Source organism: Idiomarina sp. PL1-037 (assembly GCF_034422975.1).
Lineage (GTDB): Bacteria > Pseudomonadota > Gammaproteobacteria > Enterobacterales > Alteromonadaceae > Idiomarina.
The window spans coordinates 922,737-946,273 of sequence record NZ_CP139873.1 but is presented as its reverse complement, the minus strand read 5'-3'; the positions used below and the strand labels follow the sequence as shown (position 1 = coordinate 946,273).

At 47.7% G+C, this 23,537-nt stretch carries 24 protein-coding genes; 5 read left to right on the top strand and 19 right to left on the bottom strand.

What is annotated here, in order from left to right; all coding sequences use genetic code 11:
• Both flhF and flhA read right to left on the bottom strand, forming a co-directional pair.
• Positions 1–1,335: a flagellar biosynthesis GTPase FlhF gene (gene flhF, locus U0358_RS04285; protein WP_322407192.1), complete on the bottom strand. Its 1,335-nt coding sequence runs from the start codon at positions 1,333–1,335 to the stop codon at positions 1–3.
• Between the two features lie 30 nt (positions 1,336–1,365).
• Positions 1,366–3,501, bottom strand: a complete 2,136-nt coding sequence (gene flhA, locus U0358_RS04280) for a flagellar biosynthesis protein FlhA (protein WP_317498507.1) — start codon at positions 3,499–3,501, stop codon at positions 1,366–1,368.
• Between the two features lie 167 nt (positions 3,502–3,668).
• Here flhA and U0358_RS04275 point away from each other — a divergent pair, with 167 nt between their 5' ends.
• Genes U0358_RS04275 through U0358_RS04260 form a run of 4 tightly spaced genes read left to right on the top strand, consistent with a single transcriptional unit; the run spans position 3,669 to position 5,111 of the window.
• The gene (locus U0358_RS04275) at positions 3,669–4,085 is read left to right on the top strand and encodes a prepilin-type N-terminal cleavage/methylation domain-containing protein (protein ID WP_322407190.1); all 417 of its coding nucleotides are present in this window, start codon (positions 3,669–3,671) and stop codon (positions 4,083–4,085) included.
• The gene (locus U0358_RS04270) at positions 4,079–4,579 is read left to right on the top strand and encodes a prepilin-type N-terminal cleavage/methylation domain-containing protein (RefSeq protein WP_322407189.1); all 501 of its coding nucleotides are present in this window, start codon (positions 4,079–4,081) and stop codon (positions 4,577–4,579) included. Before U0358_RS04275 ends, U0358_RS04270 begins: the two co-directional genes overlap by 7 nt.
• 12 nt (positions 4,580–4,591) lie before the next feature.
• On the top strand, positions 4,592–4,786 hold the full coding sequence (locus U0358_RS04265; protein WP_317498504.1) for a Type II secretion pathway-like protein: 195 nt from the start codon (positions 4,592–4,594) through the stop codon (positions 4,784–4,786).
• Positions 4,767–5,111: a PulJ/GspJ family protein gene (locus U0358_RS04260; RefSeq protein WP_322407186.1), complete on the top strand. Its 345-nt coding sequence runs from the start codon at positions 4,767–4,769 to the stop codon at positions 5,109–5,111. Before U0358_RS04265 ends, U0358_RS04260 begins: the two co-directional genes overlap by 20 nt.
• Before the next feature lie 5 nt (positions 5,112–5,116).
• Here U0358_RS04260 and ispH read toward each other — a convergent pair whose 3' ends face one another.
• The 8 genes from ispH to U0358_RS04220 form a co-directional block, all read right to left on the bottom strand.
• A complete protein-coding gene (ispH, locus tag U0358_RS04255) occupies positions 5,117–6,061 on the bottom strand; it encodes a 4-hydroxy-3-methylbut-2-enyl diphosphate reductase (protein WP_322407185.1) in 945 nt (314 codons plus the stop codon).
• 36 nt (positions 6,062–6,097) lie between these two features.
• Entirely contained in the window at positions 6,098–6,538 is a 441-nt protein-coding gene (gene fkpB, locus U0358_RS04250) for an FKBP-type peptidyl-prolyl cis-trans isomerase (protein ID WP_317498503.1), read from the bottom strand.
• A 10-nt stretch (positions 6,539–6,548) separates the two neighbouring features.
• Entirely contained in the window at positions 6,549–7,076 is a 528-nt protein-coding gene (gene lspA / locus U0358_RS04245) for a signal peptidase II (RefSeq protein WP_317498502.1), read from the bottom strand.
• Complete coding sequence (gene ileS, locus U0358_RS04240; RefSeq protein WP_322407184.1) at positions 7,069–9,903, bottom strand: isoleucine--tRNA ligase; 2,835 nt, start codon at positions 9,901–9,903, stop codon at positions 7,069–7,071. Before ileS ends, lspA begins: the two co-directional genes overlap by 8 nt.
• Positions 9,904–9,929: 26 nt before the next feature.
• Positions 9,930–10,868, bottom strand: a complete 939-nt coding sequence (gene ribF, locus U0358_RS04235) for a bifunctional riboflavin kinase/FAD synthetase (RefSeq protein WP_322407183.1) — start codon at positions 10,866–10,868, stop codon at positions 9,930–9,932.
• A 60-nt stretch (positions 10,869–10,928) separates the two neighbouring features.
• Positions 10,929–12,491 carry a murein biosynthesis integral membrane protein MurJ gene (gene murJ, locus U0358_RS04230; protein WP_322407182.1) on the bottom strand — a complete coding sequence of 521 codons (1,563 nt, stop codon included), beginning with the start codon at positions 12,489–12,491 and terminating at the stop codon, positions 10,929–10,931.
• 140 nt (positions 12,492–12,631) lie between these two features.
• Positions 12,632–12,895 carry a HepT-like ribonuclease domain-containing protein gene (locus tag U0358_RS04225; RefSeq protein WP_322407181.1) on the bottom strand — a complete coding sequence of 88 codons (264 nt, stop codon included), beginning with the start codon at positions 12,893–12,895 and terminating at the stop codon, positions 12,632–12,634.
• Positions 12,892–13,185: a nucleotidyltransferase family protein gene (locus U0358_RS04220; protein WP_317498497.1), complete on the bottom strand. Its 294-nt coding sequence runs from the start codon at positions 13,183–13,185 to the stop codon at positions 12,892–12,894. The genes U0358_RS04225 and U0358_RS04220 overlap by 4 nt, the downstream gene beginning before the upstream one ends.
• A gap of 183 nt (positions 13,186–13,368) precedes the next feature.
• On the opposite strand from U0358_RS04220, the gene rpsT reads away from it, so the two are divergent.
• A complete protein-coding gene (rpsT, locus tag U0358_RS04215; protein WP_054486760.1) occupies positions 13,369–13,629 on the top strand; it encodes a 30S ribosomal protein S20 in 261 nt (86 codons plus the stop codon).
• 62 nt (positions 13,630–13,691) lie between these two features.
• On the opposite strand, the gene U0358_RS04210 is transcribed toward rpsT, so the two are convergent.
• From U0358_RS04210 to U0358_RS04170, 9 genes are all read right to left on the bottom strand, one after another.
• Positions 13,692–13,988 (bottom strand): hypothetical protein, encoded by a 297-nt coding sequence (locus U0358_RS04210; protein WP_322407180.1) that lies wholly within the window; start codon positions 13,986–13,988, stop codon positions 13,692–13,694.
• The gene (gene fliS, locus U0358_RS04205; RefSeq protein ID WP_322407179.1) at positions 13,988–14,410 is read right to left on the bottom strand and encodes a flagellar export chaperone FliS; all 423 of its coding nucleotides are present in this window, start codon (positions 14,408–14,410) and stop codon (positions 13,988–13,990) included. Before fliS ends, U0358_RS04210 begins: the two co-directional genes overlap by 1 nt.
• Positions 14,411–14,425: 15 nt before the next feature.
• Positions 14,426–15,814 carry a flagellar filament capping protein FliD gene (gene fliD / locus U0358_RS04200; protein ID WP_322407178.1) on the bottom strand — a complete coding sequence of 463 codons (1,389 nt, stop codon included), beginning with the start codon at positions 15,812–15,814 and terminating at the stop codon, positions 14,426–14,428.
• 13 nt (positions 15,815–15,827) lie between these two features.
• The gene (locus U0358_RS04195) at positions 15,828–16,229 is read right to left on the bottom strand and encodes a flagellar protein FlaG (RefSeq protein WP_322407177.1); all 402 of its coding nucleotides are present in this window, start codon (positions 16,227–16,229) and stop codon (positions 15,828–15,830) included.
• A gap of 206 nt (positions 16,230–16,435) precedes the next feature.
• Complete coding sequence (locus U0358_RS04190; protein ID WP_322407176.1) at positions 16,436–17,836, bottom strand: flagellin; 1,401 nt, start codon at positions 17,834–17,836, stop codon at positions 16,436–16,438.
• A gap of 280 nt (positions 17,837–18,116) precedes the next feature.
• Entirely contained in the window at positions 18,117–19,331 is a 1,215-nt protein-coding gene (flgL, locus tag U0358_RS04185; protein ID WP_322407175.1) for a flagellar hook-associated protein FlgL, read from the bottom strand.
• A 5-nt stretch (positions 19,332–19,336) separates the two neighbouring features.
• Positions 19,337–21,352 carry a flagellar hook-associated protein FlgK gene (gene flgK, locus U0358_RS04180; protein ID WP_322407174.1) on the bottom strand — a complete coding sequence of 672 codons (2,016 nt, stop codon included), beginning with the start codon at positions 21,350–21,352 and terminating at the stop codon, positions 19,337–19,339.
• Between the two features lie 90 nt (positions 21,353–21,442).
• Positions 21,443–22,420, bottom strand: coding sequence for a flagellar assembly peptidoglycan hydrolase FlgJ (flgJ, locus tag U0358_RS04175; protein ID WP_322407173.1), 978 nt, complete (start codon positions 22,418–22,420; stop codon positions 21,443–21,445).
• A 14-nt stretch (positions 22,421–22,434) separates the two neighbouring features.
• Positions 22,435–23,535, bottom strand: a complete 1,101-nt coding sequence (locus U0358_RS04170; RefSeq protein ID WP_317498476.1) for a flagellar basal body P-ring protein FlgI — start codon at positions 23,533–23,535, stop codon at positions 22,435–22,437.
• Between the last annotated feature and the right edge of the window lie 2 nt (positions 23,536–23,537).

Sequence of the window (23,537 nt, the reverse complement as noted above, 5' to 3'; positions counted from 1 at the left end):
TCAGCGAGAAAACGCCTCATTCCAGTACGATTTTGGCACGTCTGACACTGAGGAACAAATGCTTTTATCAAGCAGGCGCTCAGCCTCGGCAACCATAAAGTTGGCATCTGCTACCCGAATGTCTTCAGGTACTTGTTGACCATTTGTTAAGTAGCCAACTGGTAAGCCATGTTCTATTGCTACACTGATACTCTCACCTAAACTTAAGCATTCGTCCAGCTTAGTAAAAATACAACCAGACAAAGGCAGCGCTTTAAATTGCTTAACAGCATCCATCAGCACCTGGCTTTGTGATGTTGCCGACAACACCAGATACGGGCGAATACGAAGCCGTGAATTCTGAATTAACTGACTTAACTGTTCGTTCAAACGCTTATCGCGCTGACCCATGCCTGCCGTATCAATCAAAATGAGACTTTTTTGACGTAGCGCAAGTAATGCATCTGCCAGTTCCTGTGCATTTTTTGCCACTTTGACCGGACATCCTATTATACGGCCATAGGTTTGTAATTGTTCACTGGCACCAATACGAAAAGTGTCGGTGGTAATTAAAGCCACTTTATCGGCACCATGGCGTTGCGCATAACGAGCCGCCAATTTTGCAATCGTCGTGGTTTTACCAACACCCGTGGGGCCAACTAAAGCCACTGCACCACCGCGTGTCAAAATATCGTCAGAAGTGGTATTCAGCTGTCCCTCTAATAAATGCAGCGTCTGTTCCCAGACCTCATCATCTGATCCGCCTTCGGGAATAAAACACGCAATCTGATCCGCAACTCGTTCGCTCAAGCCCATATCCATTAACCGATTCATCAGCATAGAGCGGGTTGGCTCTTCACGATCCATTTCTTGCTTCATCAAGCCGCTCAACTGGTGTTCCAGCAATTGGCGAATACCGTTGACCTGAGAGCGCAGCTCAGCAATGGCCTGGGAGTCGTCCGCTGCTGGTGCATTTACTTGCTCAGGAAAAATATCGTCGCTTAACTGAGTATCAGCGAAGGCTTGTGGTTCGGCTTCCGGTTCTGGCCGTTGTGACGGTTCAGTAACCGCTTGCGCAGCGCTGCGTTGTGCGGGCTGTTCAGCCTGAGCCTGACGTTGCAATAATTCTTGCAAAGATTCGGCCGGCACTTCTGGCGTTTTTGACGCGGCAGGCTCATTCGGTGCTTGCTCAGCCATTGGCTGTGCCTGCTGGGCATCGGGGTCAATGGCTGCAACCAGCTCAATACCACCGTTTACTTTCTTATTGGACAGGATAATCGCATCCGGACCTAAAGTTTCTTTAACCTGTTGTAAACCACGGCGCATATCTTCGGCAAAAAAGCGTTTAATCTTCACAAGCGACTCCCGTTACTCTTGCGTGGTGGTTTATTCACCACCGTTTTGTTGTCCACCAATTGAGCTGACAATGCGAATTTGTTTATCATCCGGTACTTCCTGATAGGACAACACGCGCATACCATCGGTAGCGTGACGCGCAAAACGCGCCATGGTTGACCGTAGAAGCCCCGAAGTCAGCAGTACTGAAGGTTCACCATTCATTTCCTGCTGCTGATGCACTTCGCGTAATGACTGTTGCAGGCGTTCGGCCAAACCCGGTTCGATTCCGGCGCCTTGCTGATTTCCGTCATTACCAGCCATTTGCAATGACTGATGCAACATCTGTTCCAACTCTGGCGCCAAAGTTATGACAGGCAATTCTGCGGCTCCCTCAGCAATGTCCTGAACAATTAAGCGACGCAGTGAAATTCTGACTGCAGCTGTCAGTACTTCAGGATCCTGACTGCGACCGGCGTACTCAACTAAAGTTTGCACGATGGTACGCATATCCCGAATAGCGATACCTTCATCCAATAAGTTCTGCAGTACTTTGACAAAGTTACCCAGCGACAATAAATCCGGAATTAACCCCTCGATCAACTTAGGATGTGTGCGACCGAGACGATCCAGCAATTCTTGTGCTTCTTCGTGACCCAGCAACTGAGATGCATGATTGGTTACAATCTGACTTAAGTGCGTAGCGACTACGGTTGCCGCGTCAACCACGGTGTAACCCAGTGTTTGTGCATGTTCGCGCTGTTCTGGCCGGATCCAGACCGCATCCAGCCCAAAGGCCGGGTCTTTTGTCTTCTCACCCTCCAGCTCACCGAATACCTGCCCCGGGTTAATCGCCATCTCCCAGTCATGACGAATTTCAGCTTCACCCATGGTTACGCCCATAAGGGTAATGCGGTAACTGTTGGGGCCTAAATCGAGGTTGTCTCTGATATGAACAGCTGGCACGAGAAAACCAAATTCCTGAGACTGCTTCTTACGTACACCTTTAATGCGTGAAAGCAATTCACCGCCCTGCTGCTTATCCACCAATGGAATTAGGCGATAGCCAACTTCCAGACCAATAGTGTCTACATGGCGAACGTCGTCCCAGCTGAGCTCTTTTTGTTGCGCCTGCTGAACTTGCTGTTCCTGTTCTTTTTCAACCAGCTCGCCTTCTTCAGTCTTGGTTTTTTTAAGTTTAAAGTAAGCTGCGCCGGCTAACACGCCCGACATGCTTAAAAAGGCAAAGTGCGGCATACCGGGAATAACGCCCATAGCAAACAATACCGCGCTGGTAATGACCAAAACCTTTGGGTTATCGAGCAATTGCAGAACAACCGCATCGCCCATGTCCTGGCTGTTATTTTCACGAGTAATGATAATGGCAGTCGCAACTGACAGTAACAATGATGGAATTTGCGCAACCAGGCCGTCGCCAATGGTTAATAGCGTATAAACCTCAACAGCCTCATTGAATGTGAGTCCGTATTGGATCATACCAATGAGCAGCCCGCCGATAATGTTGATAAAGAGGATTAAAATACCGGCTATAGCATCGCCTTTTACGAACTTACTGGCACCGTCCATAGAGCCGTAGAAATCGGCCTCACGGGTTACATCGCTGCGTCGTGCTTTGGCTTCTTCCTGGTTGATTAGTCCCGCGTTAAGGTCAGCGTCAATCGCCATTTGTTTACCAGGCATGGCGTCAAGGGTGAAGCGAGCGGTTACTTCTGAAATACGACCGGCACCCTTAGTAATAACCACAAAGTTAATAATAACCAGAATGGCGAACACCACCAGACCAACAGTGTAGTTACCCCCTATGACCACGCTACCAAAGGCTTCAATAACAGAACCTGCAGCACCGGGCCCGTTATGTCCTTCTAATAAAACAATACGCGTAGAGGCAACGTTAAGGCTTAAGCGTAGTACCGTAGCAATAAGCAATACGGTAGGAAAGGCGGCGAAATCCAGCGGACGTTGGGTATAAACAGCCACCAGCATAACCACCAGTGACAAAGTAATTGAAAATGAAAAGAGAACATCCAGCACCACAGCCGGAATTGGCAAAACAATCATCGCCAGAATAGCCATAATGGCCAACGGCGTTCCAAAACCTTTGATAAGGTGCGCATTGTTTTGCGTGAAATTTCTTAAATTTACTAACTTTTCGGCACCGCTCGCCATACGTCTTCCTGTTGCGTCAAAAAGTTGAACCTGGGATGTTTTATTCAAGAATCGAGCCAGCTTTCATTTTATTCGGAGGTTATCTTACATTCGTTTCAGTTGGGGCTTACAGACAAAGCTTAAGCAGCTTCTATACTCGTTGCTCTTTTTCAAAATAATGTGTGTTTATGCGCGGTTACTCTCTTATCGAATTGGTCGTAGCATTGGCTGTTAGTGCGGTGCTTGGCGCTTCGGCCCTGCCAATATTTACTCAGCAGACAGAGTCTTTATTGCTTCAAAAAGAAGCTGGCCGCTGGCTGTCTTATTTGCAGTTGGTAAAAGCCAAGTCCATAGCAAATAAGGAATCTATTGAAGTCGACTTAGTCACATTCAGCAATGACTCAGAAGCCTCAGGTATTCAAACCGGATACACTTACAGTTCTTCCGCGTCGCTTACTTTTTATGGAGAGTCAGCTGCCGCGACACCGGGGCATATCAGGCTAATAGGCAAAAGCAGACAGGTAAAAGTCATCATCAGCAGTATCGGTCGTATTCGACTATGCCTAAGTGAGGGTAATTCACTTCCGGGAATCCCCTCATGTTAATGACTTCTGAGCGCGGCAGTAGCTTGGTAGAAGTTCTTATAGCCTCTGCTATTGGCGCGATAGTTGCTCTGGCGGCGCAGCAACAAATGCAATGGCAAACAGGAGTGCAACACCGCAAGCTAATGCAGGTCAATTTACTCTTAAGTGCTCAGTCAGTTGCAAATCAGTTTTTTGAAACCTTAAAAAATACAGCCGCAACGCAAATTTCGAACCCTCAGGGCAGTTGCTATTTGTTTCCTCAGCAAAACGGAGGCTCGGTTGGCTTTCGAGTCAGGAATGAACAACTACAGCATAACTCAATGACTCTCGACTGCGCCGGGTATGGCTGGCAGTCCCTTACCGATAAGTCTCAATTCAAAGTCACGCAATTTACTGCTGACTCTTACTCTCCGGAATCCGGTAGTGGGTTATCAAAACTCTTTATAGCTTTTACCGTTACCAGCAATGCACAGACACATGTTTTCAAACGAACAATCACTCCTCTGGTTAACTAAATGGAGCTTATTATGAACGCGAAAGGATTCGCTCTGATACTCACCTTAGTAACACTTATAAGTTTAAGCTCAGCCAGTTTAGCTGCACTGCTCTTCTACGCGCAAATGATAGAAGCTCAGCAACATCATCAGTGGCAACAGCTTTCTCAGCAACTTCAGAAAGACTTAGAAGCAGAGCGCGGGGCTTATGAACAGGCACAAGAATAAAGGCTTTTCTCTGGTTGAAGTTTTGGCCGGAGCTGCCCTGGTGGCGCTCTGGTCCGTGAGCAGTCTGCAGCTTTTACAAGCTGGGCTATCGGCGATTGATCATGCCCATACAAAAGCAAAGGCGGTGGAGGTTTTGATGACTTATTTAAGTGAGGCTCAACAAGCGTGGGCTAAAGGTAATAACCCAGAACTATCGAGGAAAGCCGGGCAACTTCATTTAACAGCAGAACTCACTTCTATTGACCAGTTTAACGCTACCAGCAAAGTCACAGTGTCCTGGGGAAAAGATAACGAACTGATCCAAACATTCTGGCTTTCCCGATAAACCGTCTAGCTCACCGGGTGCGGTCTTAGCTCCGGTGGAATTGAAAAGGTAATATTCTCTTCGCGGCCACTGAGTTCAACTGCGGTTTTGCCGCCCCATTCCTGCAGCTTAGCAATCACTTCTTTAACCAACACTTCCGGTGCAGAGGCCCCTGCCGTTACAGCCACCTTCTCGTGACCTTTTAACCAGGTTTTATCAATACAGCTGGCGTCATCAATTAGGTATGCCGGAGTTCCCATTTTCTCGGAAAGCTCTCGTAAGCGGTTTGAATTTGAACTGTTACGCGCTCCAACCACCAACATGACATCGGCATCACTGGCTAACTCACGAACTGCGTCCTGCCGGTTTTGGGTGGCGTAGCAGATATCATCTTTACGAGGACCATTAATATCAGGAAACTTCTGACGTAAGGCTTCAATAACATCGGCCGTGTCATCAACCGATAAGGTTGTCTGACTCATATAATGAAGGTTCTTCAAGTCTTTAACTTCAAGCTTATTCACGTCTTCAGGCGATTCAACTAAGTAGATACCACCATCGGCGTTCTTATACTGACCCATGGTGCCTTCAACTTCCGGATGTCCGGCATGACCAATGAGTACACATTCGTGCCCTTTGCGACTGGCACGGGTAACTTCCATATGGACTTTGGTCACCAATGGACAAGTGGCATCAAACACCCGAAGGCCGCGATCTTTGGCTTCTTGCCTTACCGCCTGAGAAACGCCATGAGCGCTAAAAATAACAATCTGGTCATCCGGCACTTCGTGCAATTCTTCTACAAAGACCGCACCGGCCTCGCGCAATTTACTGACAACGTATTTGTTGTGAACCACTTCGTGACGCACGTAAATTGGCGGCTCAAAGATTTCTAAAGCCCGCTCAACAATGGTAATAGCGCGATCAACTCCGGCACAAAAACCACGTGGGTTCGCCAACAAAATTTGCATCATTTCCTCCTGCGTTCAGCCTGATTCAGTAACCACTCACGGCTCAACGCTGATAATTTCTACTTCAAAAATCACTGTTTGTCCGGCCAACGGGTGATTAAAGTCGATGGTCACTGTTGGACCTTCAATTTTACGAACAATTCCCGGTAAATCAGTACCATCCGGTTGAGTAAAAGCCAGAATAGCGCCAACTTCCGGTTTGGTTTCGTCGCTAAACTTTGCCGAATCAACATAATAATAGTTGTCCGGGTTGGGTTCACCAAAAGCGTCTTTAGGCTCTAGCGTGAACTTGCGTTCCGCCCCTTCGCGCAACCCCACAAGGCACGCTTCAAAGTTTTCGGTCAAGTTGCCATCACCCATCCGAAACTTTGCGGGCTTACCTGACATTTTGGTGCTGTCTGCAACTGAATCATCGGACAACTTAATAGTGAAGTGCATCACCACTTCCCGTCCGTGCTCTATAGGTAAACGACTCAAATAAAACTCCTTACTGCCCTTGACCGTTCTCGGCTTTGTCCCGACGGTTATCAAAAAAAGCTTCCAATAACATGAGTGCGGCACCAATAGTAATAGCCATGTCGGCTACGTTAAAGGCCGGCCAGTGCCACCCCTGATAATGAACATCAAAAAAGTCGATGACATAACCATACATTAACCGGTCAGCTACGTTACCAATAGCCCCGGCCATAATCAGAGAAAAGGCTAAATTCTGGCGCCATAAACCCACCGGGTTGCGGCGCATCCAAATGAGCAGCACCACGCTGATAGCGATAGCAATGGCGGTAAAGAACCAACGCTGCCAACCGCCGCCGTCACTTAAAAAACTAAATGCGGCACCATAGTTATGTACATAGGTGAAGTTAAACAAGCCTTCAATAACAACTCGGCTTTCATAAAGCTCAAACTCACCCGCGACCCAAATCTTCGTAATTTGATCAATAACTACCAGCAACAACGTCAGCCACAAAAAGCGTAGCCCGGTTGCGCGGTTAGTCTGGTCAGCAAAATCAGGCAAAACGACGCTCCTCACCTTCACCTTCAATATTAGTCACACAACGCTGGCATAAATCGGCATGGCTTTCTAATGTGCCCACCTCTTTGCGATGGTGCCAGCAACGCTCACACTTCTTGTATTCAGATTTTGTCACACTAACGGCCAAAGCCATTTTCTCCGCTTTAACGGCGTCAGCAGGCGCGTCGCTAATAGAGGCCACTTGCGCTTCCGATGTCAGCAGTGCAAAGCGCAACTCTTCGCCTAAACGATTCAAGGCTGTCGCCAGTTTATCGTCAGCGTACAATGTGACTTCTGCCTGTAACGAACCACCGATAACATCATCTCGGCGTGACTGTTCCAGCGCCTGGTTAACGACATCACGAATTTCCAGTAACTGCATCCAAAACTCGTTTTCATCGTCTTTAACACCGGAAAATTCACCAAAACCCTGATACCAGCTTTCAGTAAAGACATACTGGCTGCGTTCGTTTGGCAACAAGTCCCAAATTTCCTGAGCGGTAAAGCTGCAAATTGGTGCCATCCAGCGCACTAATGCTTCGGCAATATGATACAGCGCCGTCTGACATGAACGCCGCGCTAACCCCTCCGATTTTGCGGTGTACTGGCGGTCTTTAATAATATCCAGGTAGAAGCTGCCCAGTTCAATAGAACAGAAGTGCATCAGCTTTTGCACCACACTGTGGAACTGGTAGTTATTGTAGGCTTCCAGCAGCTCTTGCTGTAAGTCAGCCGCACGGCCGACAATCCAGCGATCCAGTTCAACCATATTTTCTTTGGCAACCAAGTCGGTTTTAGGGTCAAAGCCGCTTAAGTTCGCCAGCAAAAAGCGCGACGTATTACGAATGCGACGATACGCATCCGCTGAACGCTTGAGAATTTCGTCAGAAACCGTCATTTCGCCGGAATAATCCGCTGACGCAACCCATAAGCGCAGAATGTCTCCGCCCAGCTTATTCATCACGTCCTGCGGAGCCACTACGTTCCCGATAGACTTAGACATCTTGCGGCCCTGTGCATCCACAGTAAAACCGTGCGTTAATACCTGGTGGTATGGCGCTTCCTCATACATTGCAACACCGGTAACCAGAGAGCTCTGGAACCAGCCGCGGTGCTGATCTGACCCTTCCAGATACAAATCGGCAGGCCAGCGCAAACCATCAAACTCACGCAATACGCAATGGTGCGTTACACCGGAGTCAAACCAGACGTCTAAAGTGTCGGTCACTTTACGGTATTTATCAGCTTCATCGCCTAATAAAGTTTCAGGCTCTAAGTCAAACCAGGCCTGAACACCGCCTTTTTCAATTAACTGAGCCACTTTTTCCATTAGCTCCAGCGTGTTCGGGTGAAGCTCATCCGTTTCGCGGTTGACGAAAATGGCAATGGGGTTACCCCAGGTACGCTGACGAGAAATACACCAGTCAGGGCGCCCTTCTACCATAGATTCAATGCGGCTTTGCCCCCACTCAGGGAACCAGCCCACCTTCTTAATTTGCTCTAAAGCACCTGCACGCAAACCCTTCTTGTCCATGCTGATAAACCACTGCGGCGTCGCACGGAAAATAATTGGCGTTTTATGGCGCCAGCAATGCGGGTACGAATGACGGTAACTTTCGGCATGCATCAAGTTGCCCATTTCGCGCAGCTTGTCGACAATAGGCTCGTTTGCTTTAAACACATGCTGTCCGGCAAACAGTGGCGTATCATCTTTGTACACACCGTTATCGCCAACTGGGTTATAAACCTCAATACCGTAACGTTGACCGACCAGGAAGTCATCGACACCATGGCCTGGCGCTGTATGCACACAACCGGTACCACTTTCAGTGGTTACGTGGTCGCCCAGTATTACCGGCACCTGCAATTCAAACAACGGATGCTGTAGCTGCAGACCTTCTAAGTCTTTACCTTTGCAGAAACCCAGCTTGTGGTAGTGGGTAATGTTCCAGCGCTCCATGCAGCCATTAACCAAGTCGTCCGCAAGAATCACACGCTCGGCAGGCTGATCATCGCTGGCCTCAATCTGCACTAAAGTGTACTCGAGCCCTTCGGCCAAAGTCACAGCGCGGTTGGCGGGAATGGTCCACGGGGTCGTGGTCCAGATAACCATGCTGACATCGCCCTCACCGACATGCCCTTCTGGCGTGCTGAATCGGTCAACCGTTTCAGCTGTAGCCGCAACCGGCATACGCACGTCAATGGCCGGTGAGTTTTTGTCCTGATATTCAACTTCCGCTTCCGCCAGCGCTGAGCCACAGTCGGTACACCAGTGAACCGGCTTGAAACCTTGATGCATGTGACCGTTATCAATAATTTTTGCCAAAGCTCGAACACTGTCGGCTTCCTGCTTAAAGTTCATGGTCAGATAAGGGTTGTCCCAGTCGCCCAACACCCCCAGACGTTTAAAGTCCGTACGTTGCTGGTCAATTTGGGTCATTGCGTATTCACGACACTTTTCGCGGAACTCAGCCAGATTCAATTTTTTACCCGGCTTGCCGTGCTTTTTCTCAACTTGCAGTTCAATTGGCAGACCATGACAATCCCAGCCCGGTACGTAAGGCGCGTCGAAGTCGCTTAAGGTTTTCGCCTTAACAATAACGTCTTTTAAAATTTTATTTACGGCGTGACCAATGTGAATTTGCCCGTTCGCGTACGGAGGGCCATCGTGCAGAATAAATTTAGGCTTGCCCGCTTTGGCTTTACGAATTTGACCGTACAGGTCAGTTTCATACCACTGCTCCAGCATTTTTGGCTCGCGCTGAGCCAGGTTGCCGCGCATTGGAAATGCTGTTTGTGGCAAGTTTAAGGTGTGTTTGTAATCACTCATGGGTCACTGTTTCCATTTCCGCATAGTTACTGACTCCGGCACGCTAATGCCTCACGTGCGCGGGCGGCATCTTTTTCAATTTGTTCTTGTAAGTGCTGCAACGACGCAAAGCGTTGCTCATTACGCAATTTGGCCACCGGTGTGACCGTCATCTGCTGACCGTACAGATTGCCTGAAAACTCAAACAAATGCACCTCCAGCTGTACTTCGTCGCCATTTAATGTCGGCCGGGTTCCCAGGTTGGCAACGCCGGAATGTATTTCTTCGTCTTTACCAAACTGAGCTGTTACTGCAAACACCCCATGTAACGGGCTTTTTAAACGCTTTAACGGCACGTTCGCGGTGGGGAAACCAATAGTCCGGCCATTTTTGCGGCCGTGTACGACTTTTCCGCATATTTGATAAGGCCGCCCGAGCATTTGTTCGGCCTGTTCAAAGTCGCCATCTTCCAGCGCCTGTCGTATAGCGGTGCTGCTGACTCGTTGTTGCTGTTGACGATAGCTGCGAGTATCGACCACCTCAAACCCCAGTTCTTTACCCGCTTTTTGCAACAACTCGAAGTCACCTTCTCGTTTATAACCAAAGCGGAAATCATCGCCTACCACCAGAAACTTAACGCCCAGCTTGCCAACCAGAGTCTGTTCAATAAACTCTCGCGCTGGCTGGCTGGCAAACTTTTTATTAAACTCAATAACAATATGCCGGTCGACATTTTGTGCCTGGAGGGCGAGATATTTCTCACGCCAGTTGGTTAAACGCGCGGGCGCTTTTTCAGGCTGGAAAAGCTCTTGCGGCTGCGGCTCAAAGGTCATCACAGCGGAGGGGACGCCCAACTGCTGAGCTTTCTCACGAACCTGGCTGAGCACCGCCTGATGCCCCAGATGAACACCATCGAAATTACCTATGGTCAATACGCAACCACAATGTTCAGCTCTGAGATTATGAGTACCGCGAATCAGTTCCATGCCCGCACAATCTTACTATTTTCCGGAAAAACGCGATTATAACTGATACCGAGGCGATAATCAGTACTCGCGCGCACGGAAATGTCTCGGTCTCATGCCAGTAATAACCAACACGCCAATATAAATGGCGGCGCCGAATCCAATCACCTGAGCCAAAAGCCAGGGGCGCTCAACTAAAGAACTGGTTCGCCAGGTAGCAATATCCGGACTTAACCAGAGCACACCGGCTATCATCGCCGTAGTGGCAAACAGTACCTGCAGAATAAACCGCCCTGTTCCTGGTTGTTTTTTCAGCACCCCTTCACGCCATAAAGTCACGCCCAATAACCCAGCATTTATAGCGGCGGAAGCTGCCGTTGCCAGTGCCAGGCCGACGTAACTAAAAGGAATAGCCAAAGCAATGTTAAATACCATATTGGCTGCCATCGCAATAATGCCGTACTTCACCGGTCGCTTAGTGTCCTGCCGCGAGTAAAAGCCGGTTGCCAGCACCTTCACCATCATAAAACTTAGCAAACCGGTGGAGTAAGCCATAAGACTGTAGGACGCCATACGCGCATCGTCCGGGCTGAAGGCGCCGTGCATGAACAACACCATAAGCATCGGCTCTGCTAATACAAAAAGCCCCGCCATGGCCGGTACGCCCAACAGCAGCACCATACGAATGCCCCAGTCTAGCGTAGCACTGAAGTTTTCAGTCGATTTATCCACATGGCGTGATGAGAGCGCTGGCAAAATAACCGTAGCAATGGCAATACCAAATAACCCAAGTGGGAATTCCAACAAGCGGTCAGAGTAGTAAAGCCAGCTTATGGAGCCTGTCATTAAAAAGCTGGCAATGAGGGTATCAAACAGTAAGTTAATTTGGCTAACCGATACACCAAAGATAGCAGGCAACATCAATTTGCGAATTTTGGTCACGCCGGGGTCTTTCCAGCCCCATTGGGGTTTAACCAGCAACCCGGCTCTTTTCAGAAACGGCAGTTGGAATAAAAGCTGAATTAGCCCACCAAAAAATACGCCCCAGGCCAGTGCATATTCCGGTTGCTCAAGCTGCGGAGCCAACCAGATAGCCGCCGCAATAATAGCCACGTTCAAAAATACCGGTGTAAAAGCGGCTACGGCAAACTTGCCCAGCGTATTGAGTATGGCGCCGGCCATAGCGGTAAAGCTAATAAACCATAAGTAAGGAAAAGTAATGCGGAGTAAGTCACTGGCCAGTACAAATTTATCCCCTTGCGGCCCGTCGTTCCACCAATCTAAAAACCAACCCATACCAAAAAGCGCGGCCACAACCGGGGAAGCCACCACACCGAAAATGGTGACCACCGTCACAATGGTACCTAAGGTGCCAGATACCCGGGCAATGAGTAATTGCTGATCGGGCAGTTCTTTACCCTGCTTGTACTCAGTGAGCACCGGCACAAACGCCTGGGCAAAAGCGCCCTCGGCAAAAAGGCGGCGTAAAAAGTTGGGGATTTTATTAGCAAAAAAGAACACATCTGCCGCAGCGCCAGCGCCCATCAGGTTGGCAATGACCACATCGCGCACCAAACCTAACACGCGCGAGATCAGGGTCATCGCGCTGACGATAAATCCTGATTTTAAGAGGGCTTTGGACACAGCTGTTCCTTAACTATCTATCGCGTTCTGAAGCGATAACTCTATTTTTCAAGGGTTTTTATTGCCGATAAAACTTGCTCACGCAGGGGTGGCAGATCTTTTTCAATGGTACGCCAAACAAGCTCATAATCAATTTTAAATTAGCCATGAGCAATGGCATTTCGCATTTGATAAGCAGAAGTTAAAGGAAGATCAGGGAACTGGGCTACTGTAGATGGGCACTGCTTCAATAGGTTATTTGAAGCTTCCCCAATTATTTCTAAATTGCGAATAACCGCGTCTTGCACGAGTTCGTTATTCAGGAAACCATTTTCATCAAGGTCAGTCGTGTATGATTCAATCCGCTCAATAGCGTTAACAATATGATGAAGATAATCTTTTGCTCTACTTTCTTTGTCTGTCATATTAAACGAGCTTCCTGCTCTACTTTGTCTTTAAACTGCATAGGTAAGCTGTTTGGTGTCAATACATCAACCTCTACACCCAGTAAATTATTAAGTTCAAACTTAATCGCACCTATATCAAACATAGTGGTCTCTGGTGTGGTTTCTATCAGCAAATCAATATCGCTGTCAGCAGATTCATTGCCCACAGCCACAGAACCAAACACTTTCACATTTTTAGCGTGGTGCTTTTCAACAATTTTCTGAATCTCTTCGCGGTTCTTACGTAAAAGCCTTGATAAGTGCTTCATAAAACCTCCAGGTCGTGAATGGAATATAACTCATCGACTCATTTTTAGCCATGCAAATTGTAAAACGAAAATCGAAGATATTACCGGTTTTTATTGTTTCAGCTGTTGACTTTTACAGCAGAAAAGGCATAATCTGCGGCCTTTATAAGAGAAGCGTTCTGTTAATGAATTTAGGAGTTCACCTTGGCTAACATTAAGTCTGCTAAAAAGCGTGCGATCCAGGCCGAGAAAAATCGCCGCCACAATGCAAGCCGTCGTTCAATGATGCGTACTTACCTTAAACGTGTAATCGCAGCTATTGAGAAGAAAGACAAAGATGCAGCAAACACTGCAATGAAAGACGTAACCCCAATGCTGGACAGTTACGCAACTAAAGGTCTTATCAGCAAAAATAAAGCGGCACGCCATAAGAGCCGTTTGAATGCTAAGATCAAAGCACTGTAAGAAGAATTACTGACCTGGGCTTAGGCGCAGGGAAAGAAAAACCGGCTTTTGGGCCGGTTTTTTTATTTGGTATAAGCCCGAACGCCTTTCTTGCTTTTACCGATTTTAGTAATAGCTGCGCTGGTTTCTTCGAGGATTTTTTCTAGCTCTGGTTGTACTTCATTGAGGTAGCTATCACCTTCGGCAACTACAGTCACCCATTCGCGAGACTCTGTCCAGCCATCAGGTAATTGCTCTAAAAAGGAAAGTATTTTAGGAAGTGTGTCAGCCGCAGACTCATACTCTGAGTCTGCCACTTGTTGCTTTAGCTGCTCATAGAGCGCACTTAACTGCTCAGGTGAACGGATCTCTTCAGACATTAAGCCCCGGCTGCCTGCTGCATTTGGTTCATCGCAACATCCCGTTGCTCAACTGGAATTTGATCCCATGCGCCTTTAATATCAATCATTAACCGCGCAACTTCATCAATTATATCCACGTCTAATTCAATTGAAGCATCGGCGATACGTGTGCTCATATACATATAAAGCTCTCGTAAATTACCCGCCGCATCAGCGCCGGCACTGTCATCTAAACTGTAGCGTAAAGAGTCGACAATGGCCTGGGCTTTACTTAAATAGTGACTCTTTTTCTCAAGGTCTTTACGCTGAATCGCTCCTTTGGCGTAATTCAGGTTCTCTAACACACCCGCCATCAGCATTTGTACCAACTGATAAGGGTCTGCACCCGCAACACGGGTTTCTAGTGAGCCTTTGGTGTAGCCTTTAAGCTTCATATTCATACGTAATTACCTCTATTAATCATTGTCCCGGGTAAACCCAGGAAGGTTTGCTAGCTGCGCACTGACTGCATTACCTCGGCTTTGCAGCTGGCCAACTAAGGAATCCAGTGCCTGATATTTTGAGTTCAGCGTTTCACGCAATGATCCCATACGCAGTTCCAGTGACTCACGACTCTCGGCAACACGGTCCAAGCTTTCATTGATAGAGTCTCGACGCAATTGTAAAGAACCACCAGCGCCAGCATAGCCGTCTAATAAAGTTTCCATACGCGACGCCATACCGTTTTCACCACCAATCACGTTTTGCAATGCCGATGGATTAGCAGCGAGTACATCCTTAACGTTAGTGACCGGGTTTTCCTGCTGCAAACGACCATCGTTGTCCAAACCAAAACCTAAATCGAACAGTGTTTGTCCTTCGCCAAATGTGCTGGACAGCACATTGTTCAATTGGCTTTTCAAAGTACGAACGGTCGCATCGCCCTGCATCATGCTGTTCTCACCACCAATTTCACTGAGTAAATCAACCGTGCTGTTATAGGCTTTTACAAAGCTGTCTATGGACTTTTGAACACCCGCATCGTCACGTGCTATCGACAACTGTGCCTTTTCCGTACCTTCGGACTCTTTCACTGCCGTAATGGTCGATCCCTGAATAACATCAGCGAAGGTATTAGTGTCGTTAGTAGCCTGAATACCATCAATTTCAATAATGGCGTCTGTAGCCTGATCTTTAGCCGCTATAGTCATACCACCAGCGCCACCGCCGTTGGCTTGAGTTGAAATAGCGTCAAATTCAGCGTTGTCATTAGTAACGGTTAAATCATTACCCGCACCGCTGACACTCGAGCGGAAGACTAACTTGGCTTCAGTACCGGTATTAATAATATCCGCTGTAACACCAAAGTTATCTTCAGATGAGTTAACCGCTTTACGAATATCTTCCAGAGTCGAGCCCGCTTCAATATTCAGCGTAAAACTTTCATCTCCGGCACCAAAGGTTAACGAACCCGCATTGGTATTAACCTCGTCATCCGCACTGGCAAAAGCACCATCCGCAGACACTGCACGGCTGCCTTTTGCTAGCTGTTGAACAAACAGTTCAAAGTTACCCGAGTTGGCTTCTTCCGAACTTTCAACACTAACGATGTCGCCAGAGTCAGGCTGAGTGACTGATGCTTTCATGGCACTAAACAAGCTACCTTCAGTCAGTTTCTCCGCACTTTCCTGAAGCTTTGATAATGCCGAACGCATCTCACCAACAGCCGATAGCTCCACGGTTAAGCGGCCTTCCTGTTGGTCCAAGCGGTTTTTCTTAGGAACACGCTCGGCCTCTAATGTCGCATCTATAATGCCCTGCAGGTCTAAACCTGAGCGCGCACCCGTTGATGAAATTAATGGCATATCAACACCTCACTTAAATCTGGTTGTCGAATAAAAACCCCATCCGACTGTTCTCGTTATCGGCCATTTCTTCAATAGCTTTAGATAACTTCACAACCAATTCTGACGGAATTTGACGAATCATTTCACCGTTGTCAGTATCAATAACCTTAACCACCGGTGGCTCGCCTTTTTCATCAAACACAAACTGCAAACTGGTATTGCGAATAGTCGACGACTGATTCATATCTTCTACCGTGTCTGCAATACTCTCATTGCTTGCCTGCTTTTCCACTTTATCAGCGGTGCGTTCCTGAACTTGGCTGACTGCATCCATGACCTTTTGGTCCTGGGGCCGTTCTGCCTTGTTCGATGAACCACCCGCTGCACTACTTAAGGGACTTAACGCGCGGCTTTCAACTGACATATCTGCCATAATACTCACCTTTTCCTTAGTTACTGTGCAGTTTAGCACTAAAACAATTATCCATGTATGTTATCGGTAAGCCATGCTGAAAACTTTAGCGTTTAATTGAATTTTTTTAAGCGGTATCGATTTTATTGTTAACCCTTTGAATTACAGGCATAAAAAAACCGGAGCAAAAGCTCCGGTTTTTAGTAACGGTTAAGTTAGTTGAGCAATTAGCCCAGTAACTGTAGTGCCGCCTGTGGACGCTGGTTCGCCTGCGCCAGGATAGTCTGTGAAGCCTGCTGCAGGATCTGAGCCTGAGTCAGTTTCGCAGTTTCCGCTGCAAAGTCAGCATCTTTGATTCGAGACTTCGCACCTTCCAGGTTCTCAGCGATGTTCGATTGGTTGCGAATAGTCGCTTGGAAACGGTTTTGAACCGCACCTAAGTCTGCACGTTGCGAGTCGATTTTCGCAATGGCCGCATCGATTACTCCTATTGCATCTTGAGAACCCGAGTAGTCTGTTACAGAAACATCTGACACCGATGACAGCGTCGAGGTCGCATTAACTGACCCGGTATCCGCGGCGTCAAAATTATCAATGCTGAACTGATCACTGGAGCTTAGTTCCAAACGAGCATCATAAGCAAGTGTTGCAGAACCATTAGCAGTCGCACCGTCAGTACCGTCAGCGTCCACGCCAGTAAAAGAAATGTCATTCGCATTATTGCCAGTTAAAACTACCCCATCAATTCCACTCGCTTGAAGCCTTAAAACATTGCCTTCTACGGAAGCGTTAATGCCCTGCTTGCCTATGTCTTCTGCCAGTTTTCCAACATTATCACCATACTTAGTTAAGTCATAGTCGGTACCATCAATGCTCAGAGTTCCATCAGTGCCTGTCCCAAAACCGGACAACTTGACATCAGTCACCGCCTCAGCAGTTACACCAGTACCTTCTCCGTTAATTTTCTCCGCAGCTGCACTGACTGTGCCCTGCAGATCTAGCCCTGTAGTTGTACCATTTGGGCCAAAAATGTCGGCTGCAGAAGTTGAAAGGTTAGTTAATGTACCATTCGTTGTTGCAATACCAGCTTGGGTACCTTTTGAATTAACTTTATTAGAACCAATACTGGTTGCAGACACGTCACCAATTGTCACGTTAATTGATTCGCCAGCGTTAGCGCCTACTTGGAAAGCTTGAGAACCAAAAGAGCCGTCTAGTAGTTTATTACCACCAAAGGTCGTAGTCTCTGCGATGCGTGATAACTCTTGCTGCAGGCTTGATACTTCTTTCTGCAAAGCGGCACGGTCGTCAGTAGAATTAGAACCGTTTGAAGATTGAACAGCCAAAGTACGCATGCGTTGAAGGATGTTGGTTGACTCTTCTAGTGCACCTTCCGCAGTTTGTGCCACAGAGATTGCATCGTTTGCGTTACGGTTGCCTTGGTTTAGCCCCTCGATTTGAGAGCCCAACCGGTTTGAGATTTGTAAGCCTGCAGCGTCATCTGCAGCGCTGTTAATACGAAAGCCTGACGACAAACGTTCGAATGCTTGGTCAAGCGAGTTACTTGAGCCCATCAGCTGACGCTGTGCGTTCAGTGAGCTGACGTTAGTGTTTACATATAGTGCCATGATAATGCTCCTAAGTTTCTGCTTAAGCTTGGATTCAATCGTTGTTGCCAAGCTGGAGGAAGAGTTCGGCTTCGTGTTTCGCCTGGTTAAAATTTCCTCTCACAAAGGGTATCGGCAGGGTTTGGGGGAGCTTTAGAATTTTTTTGAAAAATTTGAAGTTTTTTATGTAGCCCGACATTGATGTCAGGAGGGGAGAGATATAAAGAGCGGTCAGTTAGTAGTTTAATTATCTCACCTGCCGTAATAACGGCAGGCTACACCAGATATCGGGGACGTTGGATTATAGGTAATCGAATAAGCTTAGGCGGCTTACCCGGCTGAACACTTGTTGGGCGGCTGAGTAAATGGTTTCGTTTTTGACTAAGTCGGTTACGGCTTCTGAATAGTCTACGTCGGAAATATCGGCTCGTGCTTTTTTGTTCACAATTTCAATGTCAGCATTACTCAGCTTTGCGTTATCCATAACATTAAGACGAGCACCAACAGACGCCTGGGTGTCGGTTAAATCGCTAATGACGGTATTAAAGTCATCTAGCGCAAAAGCAATTTCGCTCTCGTGAAAACCTTTGCTTTCAGGACCTGACTCTTCCAGTGCGGTGGCTAAGTCTCGAATTTGCGTTAACAAGTTACGCGACACTGGCTCACCAATAGAGTAGCTGAACGAATCACCAGCAGCTGGCATATTGTCTGGGTTGAGCTCCAGCGCCATGCCGTTGTATTCGACTTTGCCGTCAGTTACCGTTCCTGTCACCACAGGGTTAACGCCGTCATCAATTTCATAAGTGTCCGGTCCAGTAAAGTTAACCGTGAAATCAGTGGGATCACCGGCGTCAATACGTGCTTCCGTATCAGCAATAAGTGCGTCGCGATCGGTGACTTCCACTTTCTCAATAAAGTTATTCCCACCGGTTAATTCAAAGTCGACACGCTTAGACACATTAGAAAAGGCGCGGCTGCCAGGATCATTTGCCGGCAGATACAACGTCGGTGACAACTGAATCGTGCGCTGCCCTTGGTCACCGACATACTCGTAAGCTTGGTCTGCGTCATTAAACTCCATAGGTTGAGTACGGTTTTGGTAACCCGCAAAAATATACTCACCCGATTCGTCCTGAGCATTAGTCAGGTCGAAAATCGAAGTTTCAATATTCCGTAACTCTGCGGCTATAGCTTTACGGTTGGTTTGATCATAACTTCCGTTACCCGCTTGCACAGCCAAGGTTCGTGCTTTCTGAATCGCATCGGTAATGCTACTTAACACACTTTCTTCGCGGCGTAGGTTGTTTTCTAAGGTTACTGAATTACGTTCAAACTGCTCGTTTTGACCAATTTTTTCATTCAGTGCCAGCACCTGAGAGTTGCCAATTGGGTCATCCGCAGGACTTAAAATTTTGGTCTGCTTAGTCAGCATCTGCTGAATTTTATCCAGCTGATTTTGTGAGGTTTGTAAACTGTCCAGACCACGCTGGAAAAATAAGTTAGTACTTAAACGCATAGTTATTACCTCAAGGACGTCAGCAGCGTATCGAAAATAGTCTGCGACGTTGTAATGATTCGGGCAGATGCAGTATAGGCTTGCTGATACTGAATAAGATTAGCCGCTTCTTCTTCCAAATTCACCCCCGATTGCGATTCGTAAAGTGCTTCAGTTTGTGATCTAATCGCTTCGGCCGAGTCCCGCAACACTCGATTTTGGCTGACTCGACTGCCCACATCCGATACTAGACGTCCGTAGCTCTCATTGAAAGTCATTGTCGGTTCGGCTTCCTCACCACCGGAACGGCGGACCAATTGCTGTCGCTGCAAATCGGCCATAGATTGCCCGTTACTGTTGTCATCAAAACCATTGGTGTTGTATTCAATGAAGTACTCATCGCCTACCGTTGGCTCGCCGTTAATATCGACTTCGTAGTCGGGGTCGGTCAAACCAGCCTGATCAAGAATACCGTTGAGGTTGGTGGCTCCTGTAATCGTGCCTATATTATTACCATCCTTATCGTACACTTCCAGATCGTAAGCATTACCTGTCTGCCCTGTCACTTCTATACGAGCCGGAGCACTACCAAGTAAGGTGTTATTGGTCGTATCGTAATAGTCATCGGGTGTATTGATGGCGCTAATTTCAATGCCAGCTGCGCCTTGGTTATCCATACCGTCTTTCACCCTAATAGGGTTTGCTAACGCAATGTCTTCCGGGCGACGAATGGCTAAACTAATTTCCGACGCGGCGCTTTCTGCTGGTTTTGCTAAGAACTGATCCCCTGCATTAGCAGCACCGGTTAAGTCGAGAGAAATACCCAACTCAACAATATCAACCGTACCTGGAGATGCTTGAGTAACCGTAATGGTATCGGCACCGCTAACAAGCGTACCGTCACTATTGACCGGTACAATTTCGTATTCATCGGGGTTACCAGTCTTAGTAATGCGCAAGTTTTCAGAAGGAAACGACTTACTATTGCCCTCTAAAACACTAACGCTGATGTTTGCTGCCCCCGTATTGTCAGCATAAGGAACAGCTTGTGACTCAGTTTTGGCCAAATCAAAAATTTTACGCCCTAACTGATTATCCAGATCCATACCTTTCTGGTTTTGAGTATTCATTGAGTCGGCAATACGAATTGCCAGTTGTCCCAAACGTTTCTGGGTGGGCATTAACACTTCATCTCGATATTCCAGATAACCACCGACAGCGCCACCGACTTCATCGGTTGGCACATAAAACTCACTAACACTGCCACCGCTGTGCTCTTTTTTTAGTACCATCTCTAAGCGTTCAGTATCCGGGTTGCTTTTCACCGCAACCGCATTAAAGCGACCATCTTCTAAAACTAGCGGCTGCCCATTTTTTAAGTTGACCGCAACTGCACCATTTTTTTGCTCAACCGTGCTGAATTGCACTAATTCGGCAAGTTCACGTAATTGCTCATCGCGCTTATTCAATAAGGCGTTGATATCGCCATTAGAACTGTTTTTACCATTTGACGACTGGATCTTTGAATTTAGCTCAGCAAGGTTTTCTGAAATGGAATTAATGCGATCTGTCGATAGCGTTAACCTGTCGTTAATAATACTTTTTTGGTCATCCAGATAACTGGAGAAGTCATTAAACTTAGTGACCATAGCATCAGCTTCGGCAAGAACTAATTGCCGGGCGGTAACTGAGCCGGGGTCATTATTTGCATCCTGCAAGGTATTAAAAAAGCTCTCTACAGAGGAAGCAACATTCGTGGTGCTGTCACCAAGTAAGGTATCTAATTGCTCAGCCTGCTGGAGGTTCGCTTCATAATAGCTGACCTTTGAAATATCGGTACGCAACTGACGGTTAGCAAACTCGTCTATCATTCGTTGAACGCGCACACGCTCAAGCCCACCAAACTGACTCTCAGTGTACTCAGTGCGCTCGCGAACGTAGCTGTCCGTGTTCGTGTTATTAATATTTTTACCGGTCGTTTGTAGGCTTTGCTGATGCGCTAATATGCCGTTTTTACCGATATTTAATAAGTCAAAACTCATCAACGACTCTCCAGTTACTCTGTGACCTGTATCGGCACCGAGCGAATATTATTTAGCCAACGCGGCAACTTTTTGCCGCCTGCCGCATTCCTAAATTTCTTTATCAACAAAAGCCGGATTATTTAATACCGACTGAATCTTTTGCGCGTACTGCGGATCTGTTGCGTAACCGGCATTTTGCAAAGCTTCCGCGTACTGCGCCGGATCATCCGCTACTTTTAGTGCCTGCTGGTAACGCGGATGTTCTTTTATAAAATTTACGTAATCCTGCAAGCTCTGTTCCACATTGGCATAGGAGCGAAATGCGGCGCGTTCTTTGCGGGCTACTTCACCGTCAAATTCCAGTGTGCTTACATGAGACTTGTCACCGTCCCAGCGGGTATCCGCTTTAATGTTGAACAGGTTGTTACTGGAGCCACCGTGACGCCCCGGCACCAACCGCTTGCCCCAGCCTGTTTCCAGCGCCGCCTGCGCCATCAGTACATCCGGGTTCAAACCGGCTTCTTTGGCTATTTTTTCAGCATGAGGTTTTAGCGCAGCAATAAAGCTTTGCGGGGAGTTAAAGGTCGCATCGCCATCGCTCAGCTTGGCGGTATTAACCCGCTGATTCCCGTAATACAGACCAGCATCAATGCCGCCTTGGTCACTGACTTTCTGCGAGGTATTGTTCATATCCGCACGGTTCTTCATGCGCGGGTCATCAAGGTTTGCTCCGCTACGGTTCATAGACGAAGGAACGTAGCTATCGTCGCCACCCAGTTGTTTTACCATCAGCTCAGCCAGCCCAAGGCTTCCCTGATTTGAAAGCTCCGAGGTCAATTGCTGGTCATACATATCGCGGTACATATTGGTGTAACGGTTATCCAGCATGTTGTCTTCTTCAAACACCGCGTTCGCTTTACGCATACTGCCCATGACCATGTTCAGGAATATGGCTTCAAACTGCTGGGCGGCTTCCATCAAGGCTTCTTTGTCATCGGGTTTAAACGCACGCTTCCGCAGCCCGTCGAGGCTGTGGGTATCCATAGCGTGTTGCGCTTGTTTTAGATGAGAGTCTGAAACCGTCATATTATTAACTGCCGTTAAATAACGATGAGTTCACCGGATAACGCACCGGCCTGTTTCAATGCTTCCAGTACGGCAATCATGTCGCCGGGCGCTGCGCCAATTTGGTTCACTGCACGAACCAGATCATTTAGCGTGGTTCCGGGCTCGAACACAAACATGCGGGCATCTTCCTGGTCGACATCAATAATGCTCTGGGGCGTAATCGCTGTTTCCCCGTCGGCGAATGGATTTGGCTGATCGACATTCACGTTTTCAGCAATGGTCACCTGCATGTTGCCATGTGCAACCGCTGCAGGGCGAAGTTCGACATTCTGACCAACCACTATGGTGCCAGTGCGCGCGTTAACAATAATTTTCGCTGACGCAGATGCCTGCTGAACTTCCAGGTTTTCAAGCGTCGACATATAGCTTACGCGCTGGTCTAAATCTCGTGGCGCCCGAACCCTGACCGATGTTGCGTCAATAGCCTGCGCAGTGCCTTCGCCGACTAAGTTATTAATAGTCTCAGCCATGCGCTTGGCCGTTGTAAAATCTGACTGGTGCAAATTAAAAGTAAGATAGTCTGACGCTCCGAAACCAGAACGAACCTCACGTTCAACAACGCCACCATTAGGAATACGACCCACGGTCGGCGTGTTAATAACTATTTTCGAACCATCATTGCCTTCAGCCCCTAAACCACCAACAATTAAACTGCCCTGAGCAACGGCATAAACTTCACCATTCGCGCCTTTCAAAAAAGTTTGCATTAGGGTACCGCCAGTCAGGCTGTCGGCACTACCGACGGAAGACACTGTCACATCAATTTTCTGTCCGGGTTTTGCAAAAGCCGGTAAGTTGGCATGGACAGCAACCGCTGCAACGTTATCAATTTTAGGGCGCTCATTCGCCGGAATATTAATGCCAAAGTTGCCCAACATGGTACGGAAGGTTTGATCGGTAAATGGCGTCTGCTCACCGGTTCCTGGCAGGCCAACGACCAGACCGTAACCAATTAATTGGTTGGAACGAACCCCCTGTACCGAGGCAATATCTTTTATTCGGGAAGCCTGTACCGGTGCCGCCAGCATTGACAACAAACTGACCAGCAGCGCGAATAGTTTAAGCGTTCTCATGC

Bases quoted from the DNA above. Each gene is read 5' to 3' on its own strand.
- U0358_RS04190 (WP_322407176.1), bottom strand. From the start codon at position 17,836: ATGGCACTATATGTAAACACTAACGTCAGCTCACTGAACGCACAGCGT.
- U0358_RS04210 (WP_322407180.1), bottom strand. From the start codon at position 13,988: ATGTCTGAAGAGATCCGTTCACCTGAGCAGTTAAGTGCGCTCTATGAG.
- U0358_RS04260 (WP_322407186.1), top strand. From the start codon at position 4,767: ATGAACAGGCACAAGAATAAAGGCTTTTCTCTGGTTGAAGTTTTGGCC.
- U0358_RS04275 (WP_322407190.1), top strand. From the start codon at position 3,669: ATGCGCGGTTACTCTCTTATCGAATTGGTCGTAGCATTGGCTGTTAGT.
- ispH (WP_322407185.1), bottom strand. From the start codon at position 6,061: ATGCAAATTTTGTTGGCGAACCCACGTGGTTTTTGTGCCGGAGTTGAT.
- U0358_RS04265 (WP_317498504.1), top strand. From the start codon at position 4,592: ATGAACGCGAAAGGATTCGCTCTGATACTCACCTTAGTAACACTTATA.
- flhA (WP_317498507.1), bottom strand. From the start codon at position 3,501: ATGGCGAGCGGTGCCGAAAAGTTAGTAAATTTAAGAAATTTCACGCAA.
- U0358_RS04170 (WP_317498476.1), bottom strand. From the start codon at position 23,535: ATGAGAACGCTTAAACTATTCGCGCTGCTGGTCAGTTTGTTGTCAATG.
- fliD (WP_322407178.1), bottom strand. From the start codon at position 15,814: ATGCCATTAATTTCATCAACGGGTGCGCGCTCAGGTTTAGACCTGCAG.
- U0358_RS04225 (WP_322407181.1), bottom strand. From the start codon at position 12,895: ATGACAGACAAAGAAAGTAGAGCAAAAGATTATCTTCATCATATTGTT.
- U0358_RS04195 (WP_322407177.1), bottom strand. From the start codon at position 16,229: ATGGCAGATATGTCAGTTGAAAGCCGCGCGTTAAGTCCCTTAAGTAGT.
- ribF (WP_322407183.1), bottom strand. From the start codon at position 10,868: ATGGAACTGATTCGCGGTACTCATAATCTCAGAGCTGAACATTGTGGT.
- U0358_RS04270 (WP_322407189.1), top strand. From the start codon at position 4,079: ATGTTAATGACTTCTGAGCGCGGCAGTAGCTTGGTAGAAGTTCTTATA.
- ileS (WP_322407184.1), bottom strand. From the start codon at position 9,903: ATGAGTGATTACAAACACACCTTAAACTTGCCACAAACAGCATTTCCA.
- flgK (WP_322407174.1), bottom strand. From the start codon at position 21,352: ATGAGTTTTGACTTATTAAATATCGGTAAAAACGGCATATTAGCGCAT.
- U0358_RS04220 (WP_317498497.1), bottom strand. From the start codon at position 13,185: ATGAAGCACTTATCAAGGCTTTTACGTAAGAACCGCGAAGAGATTCAG.
- fliS (WP_322407179.1), bottom strand. From the start codon at position 14,410: ATGAATATGAAGCTTAAAGGCTACACCAAAGGCTCACTAGAAACCCGT.
- flgJ (WP_322407173.1), bottom strand. From the start codon at position 22,420: ATGACGGTTTCAGACTCTCATCTAAAACAAGCGCAACACGCTATGGAT.
- flgL (WP_322407175.1), bottom strand. From the start codon at position 19,331: ATGCGTTTAAGTACTAACTTATTTTTCCAGCGTGGTCTGGACAGTTTA.